The organism is Vagococcus entomophilus, from assembly GCF_003987595.1.
GTDB classification, from domain to species: domain Bacteria; phylum Bacillota; class Bacilli; order Lactobacillales; family Vagococcaceae; genus Vagococcus_E; species Vagococcus_E entomophilus.
Map to the genome: position 1 here is coordinate 1,167,895 of NZ_NGJZ01000001.1, position 12,878 is coordinate 1,180,772.

Annotated in this window: 9 protein-coding genes; 2 read left to right on the forward strand and 7 right to left on the reverse strand. The window is 37.3% G+C overall.

The genetic code is table 11. The annotated features are described in order from the left end of the window. Window positions 1-37: 37 nt before the first annotated feature. Complete coding sequence (locus CBF30_RS05530) at window positions 38-1,462, reverse strand: APC family permease (protein WP_126823537.1); 1,425 nt, start codon at window positions 1,460-1,462, stop codon at window positions 38-40. 281 nt (window positions 1,463-1,743) lie between these two features. On the opposite strand from CBF30_RS05530, the gene CBF30_RS05535 reads away from it, so the two are divergent. Then, on the forward strand, window positions 1,744-3,084 hold the full coding sequence (locus tag CBF30_RS05535; RefSeq protein ID WP_126823539.1) for a PTS sugar transporter subunit IIC: 1,341 nt from the start codon (window positions 1,744-1,746) through the stop codon (window positions 3,082-3,084). Between the two features lie 6 nt (window positions 3,085-3,090). Next, on the forward strand, window positions 3,091-4,548 hold the full coding sequence (locus tag CBF30_RS05540; RefSeq protein WP_126823541.1) for a 6-phospho-beta-glucosidase: 1,458 nt from the start codon (window positions 3,091-3,093) through the stop codon (window positions 4,546-4,548). Between the two features lie 509 nt (window positions 4,549-5,057). Here CBF30_RS05540 and CBF30_RS05545 read toward each other — a convergent pair. The 6 genes from CBF30_RS05545 to CBF30_RS05570 all read right to left on the reverse strand — a co-directional run bounded on the left by CBF30_RS05545 (window position 5,058) and on the right by CBF30_RS05570 (window position 12,747). Next, window positions 5,058-7,079, reverse strand: coding sequence for a Cna B-type domain-containing protein (locus CBF30_RS05545; protein WP_245975016.1), 2,022 nt, complete (start codon window positions 7,077-7,079; stop codon window positions 5,058-5,060). A 242-nt stretch (window positions 7,080-7,321) separates the two neighbouring features. Beyond that, the gene (leuD, locus tag CBF30_RS05550) at window positions 7,322-7,909 is read right to left on the reverse strand and encodes a 3-isopropylmalate dehydratase small subunit (RefSeq protein ID WP_126823543.1); all 588 of its coding nucleotides are present in this window, start codon (window positions 7,907-7,909) and stop codon (window positions 7,322-7,324) included. Then, on the reverse strand, window positions 7,909-9,285 hold the full coding sequence (leuC, locus tag CBF30_RS05555) for a 3-isopropylmalate dehydratase large subunit (protein WP_126823546.1): 1,377 nt from the start codon (window positions 9,283-9,285) through the stop codon (window positions 7,909-7,911). The genes leuD and leuC overlap by 1 nt, the downstream gene beginning before the upstream one ends. Before the next feature lie 29 nt (window positions 9,286-9,314). Continuing rightward, entirely contained in the window at window positions 9,315-10,355 is a 1,041-nt protein-coding gene (gene leuB / locus CBF30_RS05560) for a 3-isopropylmalate dehydrogenase (protein ID WP_126823548.1), read from the reverse strand. Then, window positions 10,352-11,899 carry a 2-isopropylmalate synthase gene (locus CBF30_RS05565; RefSeq protein WP_126823550.1) on the reverse strand — a complete coding sequence of 516 codons (1,548 nt, stop codon included), beginning with the start codon at window positions 11,897-11,899 and terminating at the stop codon, window positions 10,352-10,354. Before CBF30_RS05565 ends, leuB begins: the two co-directional genes overlap by 4 nt. Before the next feature lie 419 nt (window positions 11,900-12,318). Beyond that, window positions 12,319-12,747 carry a hypothetical protein gene (locus CBF30_RS05570; RefSeq protein ID WP_126823552.1) on the reverse strand — a complete coding sequence of 143 codons (429 nt, stop codon included), beginning with the start codon at window positions 12,745-12,747 and terminating at the stop codon, window positions 12,319-12,321. Between the last annotated feature and the right edge of the window lie 131 nt (window positions 12,748-12,878).

The window sequence follows — 12,878 nt, forward strand, 5'->3', positions numbered from 1 at the left end:
GCTGGGATCACTCCTCTAATTTAATAGGAAAAAGCCTTTATTTATTTTTCCTACGGGCCACTACTGGAAGAATCAAGCCCAATAAAATAAGAATGATGGGAACAAAAATATTCAAACCAAACTGAAACCACCAAGAGCTAGGATTTTCTTGATAGTTTAATTTAGGAATCATACCCAAAATACAGGCAAACGCAGTAAATACAAAACACCAAAGGCCAATCACAAACCCCAAAACTGGATTTTTCACGAATTTGTATTCAGAATTAAACTCTTTGATTTTTTTATTTAGCAGCATATACGCTAAAAATACCCATAGATATCTTAAAGGCATGACGACTGAATTTAGATTCAGCAGCCATTGAAAAAGTTCATTCATATTTCCAATTCCTAGGGAAGGAAACAGAATTAAAAAACTAACCAACCCACCAGTTAATAAATAACCATTTATTGGTGCCCCTTTTTTATTAACTTTTAAAAGTTTTTCTGGAATATAATGACAATCTGCATCTCCCAATAATATTTTCAACGGAGCATCAATGGAAAATGCTAGTGCTGAAATTTGAGCTAATGTATTGGCTATTGCATATAAAATCATAAATAAATTACCGACATGGTAGTAAGCTCCCAGTCGCATAAAGGCTTCATACGCTCCGTTGACCATTAAATCAGCAGGTATATGTTTCGCATCAAAAATAATTCCCATAGCAATTGATCCTAGTAAGGCACAAAGCGCAACCATCCCCGCTAAAAAAAGCATGCCTTTAGGAAATTCTTTAGCTGGATTCTTGGTATTATTCACATAAGGTGAAATCTTTTCTGCTCCACCAACGGCAAAGACAAGCATTGAGATTGTTGTAAAATAGGCAAAATTAAATTTGGGAATGTACGTTTTGATGGAACTCATATCAGCCGTTGCTGTATGAACATGAGCCAAAGCAGGCGCAGTTACTGCAAGTAAAATAAATAAGATTGACATGATAAACATTGCAATCCCTGCAATACTTCCAATTCGTTTTAATGTTGTTAGTCCTAAAGAGGCCAACCATAGAAAAAATAAAAAGATAACGAAACAAATCAGAGATACCCATAGTGAGGAGACTGTGTTGACAAATTGCCCGTTTCCTTTGAATAGCCAGCTTAGTGCAACTAAAATTCCTTGAGGTTTTTGTGCAAGGTAAGGAATGTGCACGACCCAATAAGTCCAAGCAGCATAATAAGCTAGTCGACTTGTTGTCGTCTCTTTAATCCAAGAAGAAACACCTCCGTTTGAGTCTTTAAAGGTCGAGCCTAATTGGCCAACACTAAGGGCATATGGAACAAAATATAAAAGCATAATCAAAATCCAGGAGACCACAACAGTCAACCCTTGATTGGCATAATTATTTACAACATTGCCCAGTCCCCAAACGGACACAAAAGCAATTAACGCAATATTGTACCAGCGTAAATTCTTTTCATTCATCTTTTCTCTCCTTAATTTTTTTCAAAAGATATTCTTCCCTTTAGTATACAAAAAAAACATCATCTTCTGTTTAGGAAACGATGATATTTTAATATATTTTTTTTCATACTTTTATTCTTTCCTTACATTGGTACACCTTGTTCCCTAAAAGGTACAAATACCTTCTCTGTTCCACTTGTTCCTTTATTTTGAAAACGCTTGCATATTTTTGTATACGATTTATGCTTGAAGCAGGAGAAATCCTCCAATCCATTCACTCTCAAATAGAAAGGAAAAAAATTATGGATCGTTTAGAAAAGTTTTTAAACAAGTTTTTGGGCCCTCTCGCTAATTTTATGAATAATAGTCTATTTTTTAGCTCTTTGTCTGAAGCGTTTATGCGAATAACTCCTATTACACTTGGAGGAGCTGTTGTGTTGCTAATTGGAAATTTTCCTATTCCCTCTTGGATTCAATTTCTAGATAAAATTGGCTGGGCACAACACTTTAACGCGGCTCAAAATGCCACGATGAATGCAATTGCCTTGTTTATCGTCTTTAACTTTGCCTATGTTTATGCAAAAAAAGCAAAGTATGAGGGCTTATCAGCAGGTTTACTTGCGGTTGCATGCTTTTTGATTTTAATGCCTCAAAATTACCTCATTCCACAGGTGACTTCTCAGTCACAACACTTTCCCGTTGAGACAACACTAACAGGTGTGAAACAACTGACCTCTTTTGCAACAGAATATACTGGGGCAACGGGCATTATTGTCGCCATCTTTGTCGGTTGGTTTTGTGCTTTGCAGTATGTTTATTTCAACAAAAAAAATCTGGTCATTAAATTGCCTCAAAGTGTCCCACCAAATGTCTCCGAGTCCCTGCGTCCTTCGATTTTATCTGGGATTATTCTTTTGGTCTTCTTAGCAATCCGCATGCTTTTTGCTTTTGCTCCGTTCTTGAGCTCATTTGGAAATGTCTTTACATTTATCAATACACTAATTCAAACACCACTACAACATTTTGTATCCTCACCGATTAGTTTAATTATTATCTATGTACTTGCAAATATTCTTTGGTTTTTCGGAATTCACCCAAATATGATTTATGGGATAATCAGTCCAATTTTACTATCCACCAATATTGAAAATCAAAATGCCTTTAAAGCTGGTCATCCTCTTCCATATCTCACAATGGCGGTGATTGCTTTTTCAGTCGGAAATGCATTTGGTGGTCAAGGAACAACAATCGGTCTTATTATTGCAATGATTCGCGCAAAATCAACTCGCTATAAGGAACTTTTCAAACTTGCCGTTATTCCAAGTCTGTTTAATATCAATGAACCACTTGTCTTTGGAATGCCCATCATGATGAATCCTATCTTTTTCATTCCCATGCTCTTGACCCCAATAGCGATAGGTGGTGGTACATTGGCTCTATTAAAAATTTTAAGCTTCACTGAATTCAATCCTATGTTAAGTCTACCTTGGACAACCCCTGGGTTAATCGTCACATTGCTCCAAGGTGGGGTCAAATTTTTCATCATAGGTCTGTTCATTCTTGTTGTTAGTACCATCATTTGGACACCATTTTTTAGAATTGCTGATAACGCAGCACTTTTAGAAGAAAAAAATAGGGAGTAGTGCAAAATGAAGAAACAATTTGATAAATCCTTTCTATGGGGAACGGCTATTGCTGCCCACCAAGCAGAGGGTGCATGGGATATTGCTGGAAAAGGCATGAGTATTGCCGATGTCCTAACTGCTGGGACAAGTAAAAAAGCACGAGAAATAACAGAAGGACTTCTTTCACATAAAAACTACCCCAATCATGAGGGAATTGATTTTTACCATCATTACAAAGAAGATCTTGCACTTTTAGCCGAAATGGGTTGTACCTGTTTTCGTACCTCTATTGCTTGGTCTAGAATTTTCCCAAATGGAGATGAAACACAACCAAATGAAGCAGGTTTAAAATTTTACGATGACTTGTTTGATGAATGTCGTAAATATCAAATTGAGCCGATTGTGACACTCTGTCATTTTGAAATCCCCTACGCTCTTTATAACAATTATGGAGGTTTCAAAAACCGAAAGCTAATTGATTTTTTTGTTCATTATGCCAAGACCGTGATGCATCGCTACCGAGATAAAGTTCAATATTGGTTAACGTTTAATGAAATCAACAATCAATGTACTGGAGATAAGCTCTCGCTTTGGACAAATTCAGCCGTAAAAATAGCCCCTGGTGAAAATAAGGAAGAAATTGTTGCACAAGCTTCACTCAACGAACTAATTGCAAGTGCAAAAGTTGTTTGTTTAGGCCATAAAATTAACCCTAAGTTCAAAATAGGTTGTATGATTGCTTGTGTACCTTTTTACCCTTATTCTTGTAATCCTATAGATCAAATTGCGAGTTTAAAAGCCTCGAACAAACGATTTTTTTACAGTGATGTCCACGTCCACGGAAAGATACCGGAATATGCCTTACTAGAGTGGGAGAAAAAATCATTTACATTGACTTACACAAAAGAAGACTTAGACACACTCAGACAAGGAACCGTAGATTACATTGGTCTAAGTTATTATATGTCGTTAGCTGTTAGTGCACTTTCAGATTGCGAAGGGACACTTTTATCAAAAGATCCACTGATTAAAATGGTCAAAAATCCTTTCGTAAAAACTAATGATTGGGGCTGGCAAATTGACCCAGTAGGATTTCGTTATGCCTTAAATTATTTGTACCAACGCTATCAACTTCCTTTGTTTGTTGTTGAAAATGGAATTGGTGCTTACGATACTCCTGATGAAGATGGAAAAATTAATGATGATTACCGAATTTCTTATTTCGAACAACACCTAGCACAATTAAAAATAGCCATGTTAGAAGACGGCGTGCCCATACTTGGCTATACTGCTTGGGGTGGATTTGACATTGTCAGTTTTAGTACAGGAGAGATGGAAAAGCGCTATGGTTTTATCTATGTAGATAAAGATAATCAAGGACGGGGAACTTTAAAAAGACGGAAGAAAAAATCTTTTGATTGGTACAAGAAAGTCATAGTAAGCAATGGAGAATGTTTAAACAATTCCTCTTTTTACTATTAAATATTCGTTCTAACTACTCACTTTCTTATTCTCTATAAAAAAAGAACCTAAGCCATCACTTAAAAATTATGGCTTAGGTTTTTAGTATCCAAGTAAACGGTTGGAAATTGACACAACTCCTCTGGGAAAAGGCTATAATCATCAAAAATTGAAAGAACAGTTTCCGTAAAATTATTCTTAGTTATCTGCGTGAAGCACTTATGCCCCAACCTCTGCTTTTACTTTTATTTTTCCATTAGACTACTAACAGACTCTACTCTTTTCGCAATGATCACTTCTTTTTTTACTTATTTCATTAATTTATTGGCTTTCCTAATTAAAGTCGATGCCTTTCTTGTCTGCTACTATTTTCTCTTAATTTTCTTGCTCAGAAAAAGTTTGACTAGCAACTGTTACTTGACATACCACTAAAACAGCAAAGAGTCACGCCCTAAAACGGTCATTTTAATCCGGAGCATTTTCTTTATAAATAATTGTAACTGAATGATGCTCAAATCTGAGCAAATCACTCAGTTCTTATTTTTATTTTTTTTAGTAGAATAAACCACCACTAGTATTAGCAAAATTAGCAGCATTCCTCCCATAATCTTCAACATAGAAGAATGTCGCTCCCCAGTTTGAGGTAAAGTAGCGGAAGAAGAACTAGCTTTCGGGGTAGCAGATTGTTTTTCACTACCGGATGAGTCTGCTGTTGTTTTATGTATATTTTTCAGATTAAAACCATCAATTTGGCTTTCATAACCTGGTACAGTATCTTCTTTAATTGCATAAGAAATCTTCTTACCATCCTCATATTTTGGCAAGTTTGTAAAGCTATATTTCCAACCATCTGCTACTCGAACTTTTTTACGCTGAACTTCTTTTCCATTTGCCAGCAAATGAATAGTAATTTCAACTGGGCGCAATTTGTCCTGATCATCGTGGTCATCCCAGGTTTTTACCCCAGAAATTGTCGTTGTTCCTGTGATTGTATTGATAAAGTCATTACCGCTTTGAGTAGAAACATAATTTTCAACTGTTTCTTCTTTTACCGTATAAATATACGGCTTCCCTTCTTTATCAAATTTAGCTAATTCTTTAAAAGCATACGTCCAATTTGTTTCTTTTGAAACTTTTTTAGAATCAATCTTCACGCCATTTTGGTAAAGATCAATTGTAATTGAATCAGGTCTGAGCCCTTCAGTATCTTTATTATCATTCCAAGTTTTTATGCCTTCAACTGTTTCAGTAGTCTCTCCACCACCGCCACCACCGTTATCAGGGGTGTAAAGATCAACTTCTTGTTTTTGTATATTATCACCTGTAAACTGCCCAGCATTTTCGTACTTACTTGAGTTTCCTCCATCTGTGGCTTTTGTATCATAATTAATTAGTACTGTATCTTTGAAATCCCCAATATTCACATGAAATTGTGTTGGGCTATCATAAACAACTGAGCTCGCAGGGATTTCTCCGTCTGTAGCTGGTGTAAAGACCGTTCCGTCTGCATTATATCGGCCATGAATCCCAGCAACTGAACCTTTAACCATTTCTTGATTAGGACCTACGAAGTCAGTATAGACCCCATTTTCAATTTCTTGAGCAGCATAATTCACCCGTACCGTCCAATGAATTAATGTTGGATCATTTGCATCTACCGTTCCCCATTTATACAGAAGTTCACTTGGGTCTGGTGATGGATTTGCTGGATTGATATCGATTTCCGTGACACCACCAATCCCCCAATCAACGGGTACTGTCGTATCTTGTTCCACTTTCGACTGATCCCAATGTACCCAAATCTTAAAGTCTCCACTAATACCATTTTTAGCATATTGCTCGGCATATTCTGTGAAAGTAACGGTTACTTTTCCGGTAGTGTGATCGGCCTTTGCGTGCCCAATGACATTTCCAGAAACATCTTTAATATCAAACGTTATATCCGTTGCTAATGTAAATACGGAAGGAACGCTCACGGTCATCGTGTCCCCTGTTTTAATATCGGTTCCTGCGGGAATATTGTATTGCCAGTGAGCTTGCATATTGTCATAAATCCCGAATGAAGGTTGCGGATTTCCATTTTCATCCTCCAGTTGCGCCGATGTCACAAATTGATCATCCCAGTCCTTTATAGCACGATTATAACTGTTTTTTTTAGTAGCTTGTTGTTCATTGTTAATCGCTATACGTAAAGTATTGGTTATTTGTCCATTTGCTTGTGCCAAGATCTCGAATGTTCCTAGTTTGTTGCCTTTTATGCGATAGGTTTTATGTGTAGCATCGACTACTTTTTCGGACACTTGACTAAAGCTAGGATCAAATATCAGATTGATTTCTTTAATTTGTTCAGCCGTTCCTTCTACCATTATCTGGAAAATTTCATCCTTACTATAGGCTACTTTTTCGCTAGATAATTCAAAAAGGTGAGGATTGTCTGCCTCCCTAGTTTCGGCCCAAACATTTGTGAGCCCTAATTGTGACAGAACGATGAAGAACGATGCTAGTAAATAAATTACATGGAAAAGCTGTTTTTTTTTTGAAATTTTTTCCACTGTTTTTCCTCCTAGTTATTTAAATAGATTGCAATAGTTGGCGCATTTTAAAAAAATAATGTTCGTTTTTCTATCGCCATTACATTATATTCTTTCAATTAAGGATATACAATTGACCTATTTTAAATTTTTTTGCTTTTTTTTTTCATATAGAAAAAAAACAGAAATCAAGATTTTAAATAAAAAAGAACAAAACTGAGTAGTTTTGTTCCAAGAACTTTTCATGAATTTTGTTGCTTTTTTTATTGCCAAAAAACAGGAATATTTGCCTCATAAGCGGCAATTTCTTCAGCATGTGAAAGACTAATGGCAATATCATCTAAACCATTTACCAGTTTATGTTTCCATGTTTCATCCATCTCAAAAGAGTATGTTGCTCGTGAAGTTTTTACCGTTTGATTAGGCAAATCAATCGTAATCTCTTCATCTGTTCTCAGATGTGCCAAAACAGTTCTCTCTGGTTTTTTTAGCACAATCGGTAGTAAGCCATTTTTAGTGGCATTCATATAAAATATATCACTAAAACTTCCAGCAATAATCGCTTTGAATCCATAATCAGCTAATGCCCATGCAGCATGCTCCCTTGACGAACCTGAACCAAAGTTGTCTCCTGATATCAAGATAGTTGCTCCCTTATATTCTGGACTATTTAATATAAACTCTGGATTTGGTGTACGGTCAGGTAAAAAACGCCACTCATCAAATAAAAATTGACCAAAGCCAGTTTTTTCAATCCGTTTTAAAAAAGTCTTTGGAATAATTTGATCTGTATCAATATTATTATTCATCAAAGGAACCGACTTCCCTGTGTGTTGTGTAAATGCCTCCATTATGCTTCTAACTCCTTTCGAATATCAATAAATGTTCCATTTAGTGCCGCTGCTGCTGCCATTGCTGGACTGCAAAGATGTGTCCTAGCTCCCTTTCCTTGCCTTCCTTCAAAATTTCGGTTTGACGTAGAAGCACAGTGGACCCCAGTTGGTACTTGATCCGGATTCATTCCCAGACACATCGAGCATCCTGGCTCTCGCCATTCAAAACCTGCTTCTTTAAAGATATGATCCAGGCCAATTTTTTCAGCCGCTTTTCTAACGGGTCTGGAACCAGGTACAACAATAGCTGTTACGCCGTCTTTGACTTTTTTTCCTTTCACAATTTGAGCGGCTTCTTGCAAATCAGATAAACGGCCATTTGTACAAGAGCCAATAAATACATACCCGACCTCAATATCTGAAGCGTATTGACCTGGCTTTAAATCCATGTAATGATAGGCTCGTTCGTCATTCATATCTTTGATTTTAGGAAAACGCTCTGTAATCGAAATTCCCATTTCTGGATTGGTTCCCCATGTTACAAAAGGTGCTAATTGATTGACGTCGAGGGTAAAATTTTGGTCATAGACTGCCTCTTCATCTGTGGGTAGCTCTTCCCAAGCTTTGATTGCAGCTGCCATATCTTTAGGCGCGTACTCTCTTCCCTCTACATACTCATATGTTTTCTCATCGGGTGCAATCATCCCCATCTTGGCGCCGCCTTCAATCGCCATATTGCAAATCGTCATTCTTTCTTCCATGGATAGGTTCTTTATCGTTTCACCATAAAACTCTACCGCATAGCCCACACCAAAATCTACTCCGTATTTCGCAATTAATGCCAGAATAATATCTTTGGCGTACACACCCTTTGCTAGCTTTCCAGTAATTTTTACCCCCATCGTCTTTGGCTTTCTTTGCCAAATGCATTGTGTTGCAAAAACATGCTCCACTTCACTCGTGCCAATCCCAAAAGCTAAAGCGCCAAAAGCACCATGAGTTGCTGTATGAGAATCCCCACAAACAATTGTTTTTCCTGGCTGAGTCAATCCTGTTTCAGGCCCTACCATATGCACAATTCCTTGTCTTTCACTCCCATTATCACAAAGTCGAACACCAAATTCTTCACAGTTTTTTTGAAGTGCTTCAATTTGTTTTTTGGCAACCAAATCTGTGATATTATAAATATCTTTGGTTGGGACGTTGTGATCCATTGTTCCAAATGTGCAGTCTGGTCGTCGTACTTTCCGCCCTGCTTCTCTAAGCCCCTCAAAAGCTTGCGGCGATGTGACTTCGTGAATCAAATGTAAATTGATATAAAGAAGCTGTGGCTCACCAACTTCCCCGAAAACAACATGTTGCTCCCAGAGTTTATCAAATAATGTTTTTCCCATTTTATTTCCTTCTTCCTATTATTAACGTTCTATTTCAGTTCTTCAATAAGCGCTTGAACGAATTCTGTCGTGGTTGTTTTACCGCCTAAATCTTTAGTGGTATATCCTTTTTCAATAACTCTTTCACAAGCTGCTTCTAGTTCCTCAGCTGCCGAATATTCTTTAAACGACTCGCGTAGCATCATGCTAATAGAAAAAATCATCGATAAAGGATTGGCGCTATTTTTTCCTGCAATATCTGGTGCAGAGCCATGAATCGGTTCATACAGCGAACTATTTTTTTCACTATGGCTAGCGCTTGGCAATACGCCGAGTGTCCCTGGAATAACGGAAGCCTCATCACTCAAGATATCTCCAAACAAATTTTCGGTCACAATCACGTCAAATTGTTTGGGATTTTGGATTAGAAGCATCGCAGCGGAATCAACTAGTTGGTGTTCCAACTTCACATCCGGAAACTCTTTTGCGACTTCTTCTGCTACTTCTCGCCAAAGCTTACTCGTCGCTAGAACATTGGCCTTGTCTACTGAGGTAACTTTTTTCTTGCGTGTTCTGGCAATGTTAAAGGCTTGGCGCATAATCCTTTGAATTTCGCTTCGCGTGTACAAGCATGTGTCCAGAGCGCGTTCCTTTTTCAATTCACGAGGTTCACCAAAATAAATCCCCCCTGTTAGCTCGCGGACAATAATAAAATCAACTCCGCGGATCCGTTCACTTTTTAATGGAGATAGTGCTTCTAAGCTTTTTGAAATCTTAACAGGACGAATATTGGCAAACAATCCCAGATTTTTCCTCAACTCAAGCAAGCCTTGTTCTGGCCTCTTGGGAGCATTTGACCACTTTGGTCCTCCAATCGCTCCTAGTAAAATTGCATCTGCTTCCTGACAGGCTTTTAAGGTAGTCTTAGGTAAAGGGGTGCCTGTTGAGTCAATTGCACATCCTCCAAAATCATATCGTTCAATTTTATAATCAAGACCGTACTTTGGTGTAAGTTGGTTTAACACTTGAATTCCTGCATCCATTATTTCTGGTCCAATCCCATCTCCTGGCAATGCTACAATTTTTTTCATCTGACTTGTACTCCTTTAATTCCAATTATCTTTTCTTCCTTTTTTACTTGTCCACTTGCTTGAATGTAAGCTTTTGCTGAAGCTTGTAGGACATCAAAGTCAATACCAACCCCGTTAAAAGCATGTCCTGTTTCTTTATTTTCGAGTGAAATCCTTACCTCTGCCTGAGCATCTTCTCCTTCTGTCACACTGCGAATACTATAGCGTTGAAGTGCAACACTTTGCTTCATGATTCGGTCAATTGTGTTATAAATTGCTTGAATACTTCCTGCGCCAACAGCTGAATCCGTGTGTGTTTCTCCACTAGCGTCTTGAATTGTCACAATCGCGCCTTGTCTACCACCAGAAACAAACTGGAGTTGCAATTGTTCCAATTGATAGTCTTGGACTGCTTCGTTTGTTTGTCCTGTCATCAATGCCTCTAAGTCTTCCTCGGTCACTTGTTTTTTCTTATCCGCTAAGTCTTTAAACTTTTTGAACGCTTCTCTTACCTCATTTTCTGTTAAATGATACCCCATTCCTTCAATCCGATTGACAAATGCATGTCTTCCTGAAAGTTTTCCAAGCGGTAAAGCATTTGTTTTGACCCCAACTAAGGACGGCGTAATAATCTCATAAGTACTAGGATTTTTTAGAACTCCATCTTGGTGAATACCCGATTCGTGTGCATATGCATTCGCACCAATAATCGCTTTGTTTCGAGGAATAGCCACTCCAGATAGTCGACTAACCAAATCACTCGTTCTTTTGGTTTCTTGCAAGACAATCCCAGATTTATATGGATAAAGGTCTTTGCGAATATAAAGTGCTAGTGCTACTTCTTCCAGTGCTGTATTGCCAGCCCGCTCCCCAATTCCATTGACTGTCCCTTCCACTCTGGTCGCACCATTTTCAATCGCAGCAAGTGCATTGGCGCTCGCCATCCCCAAATCATCATGGCAGTGAGAGGAAAATGTTACCTCTGAAAAGTTAGGAATATTTTCTTTAAGATAGCGGAATAGTGCCCCAAACTCAGTTGGATTGGAATAGCCTACCGTATCAGGAATATTGATAATTGTTGCACCAGCATCGATAGCGGTTTGAACTGCTTGCACCAAAAAATTTTTTTCAGTTCGAGTAGCATCCTCAGGAGAGAATTGAACTTGTGAGAATTTAGTTTTTGCATAGGATACATGCTCCTTGATTGAAGCAAGAACTTCTTGTTCATTCATATGCAATTTATGTTCCATGTGAATGGGACTAGTCGCAATAAAAACATGAATTTGCGGATAAACAGCATCTGCAAGCGCTTCGGCTACTCGATCAATATCTTTTTTATTACAACGAGCAAGTGCCGTTACAGCTGTCTGTTTGAGTGATCTTGCAATGGCTTGCACTGCTTCAAAATCTCCTTGCGAACTAATCGGAAAGCCGGCCTCAATCACATCGATGCCCCATTTCTCAAGTTGTTTAGCAACCTGAACTTTTTCTTGCGTATTAAAATTAACTCCTGGTGTTTGTTCCCCGTCTCTAAGTGATGTGTCAAAAAATTGAATGTTTTTCATTTTATTTCTCTCCTTTTGTAATTGATTCAATAAAAAAAGCACCCCACCTTGTGGAGTGCTTTGAGCCCCACGCAGCGAATGCAGAAACAGGACTCCCAACAACTGAAAATTTCAGTGTTCTGAGCCCTTACAATAATAATAAAGTTGTCATTTGATTGTTTCGCTTGCTTGTCATGGGATTCATCGTGTCAACTTCTTTCTGAATTATTTGATAATTCTAATTATTATAACAATAAGATACCTCTATTCCATCATAATGTCAAGAATAAATAAAAAAAACCCAGCATTTCTGCCGAGAAAAAAAGAGCGCTTTTTTATTTTTTCAAAAAATTGTTGTTAGATATATCTACATAATATATAAAAACCTTGTAAAAGTAAAGATGAGAATGATTACATTTCAATTAAATAACCTAGCTTAATTATTTCATAAGCGTAGTAGTCATCTTTTGAATACAAAAAGAAATGACTTCTGTTGCTTGATCTTGCTTTTCTTCTGATTGGTTAAATGCTACTTCATCGATACTTCCATTTTCTGCATCTAAGGATGCTGTCATTTCTTTGCAACCAGCTACATAGTTTTGAAAAGACTTTTCTAATTTTTTATGAATTCCAATCACTTTAACCGGTGGTTGTAATGCAGTAATCGCTTGAGATAATTCTAAATACTTGGCTAATCCTTTTTGAAATTCTTTTTCTACCTCAGCTATTTTATCTGCTGATATTGTTTTCTTTTCATCAAGAGACTGGCGAACCTCTTCAAAATATGGATGCATAGCTTCTCCAGTTTTTTCTGTTTCAGTAATTAAATCATTAATTTTTTGTACATAATAACCCAAATTTGGTCTCAATTTTATTCCTCCCTTTTATCTACACTTTCATTTTACTCTTTTTTTCATTTTAAAAAAAGATTTAAAAAAAATTTAAATGGAATTCTTATTTTAATAAAATAAGAGCTCAGGCATTTAGATGTCTTCGCTCT

Bases quoted from the DNA above. Each gene is read 5' to 3' on its own strand.
- CBF30_RS05530 (WP_126823537.1), bottom strand. From the start codon at position 1,462: ATGAATGAAAAGAATTTACGCTGGTACAATATTGCGTTAATTGCTTTT.
- CBF30_RS05535 (WP_126823539.1), top strand. From the start codon at position 1,744: ATGGATCGTTTAGAAAAGTTTTTAAACAAGTTTTTGGGCCCTCTCGCT.
- CBF30_RS05540 (WP_126823541.1), top strand. From the start codon at position 3,091: ATGAAGAAACAATTTGATAAATCCTTTCTATGGGGAACGGCTATTGCT.
- leuD (WP_126823543.1), bottom strand. From the start codon at position 7,909: ATGGAGGCATTTACACAACACACAGGGAAGTCGGTTCCTTTGATGAAT.
- leuC (WP_126823546.1), bottom strand. From the start codon at position 9,285: ATGGGAAAAACATTATTTGATAAACTCTGGGAGCAACATGTTGTTTTC.
- leuB (WP_126823548.1), bottom strand. From the start codon at position 10,355: ATGAAAAAAATTGTAGCATTGCCAGGAGATGGGATTGGACCAGAAATA.
- CBF30_RS05565 (WP_126823550.1), bottom strand. From the start codon at position 11,899: ATGAAAAACATTCAATTTTTTGACACATCACTTAGAGACGGGGAACAA.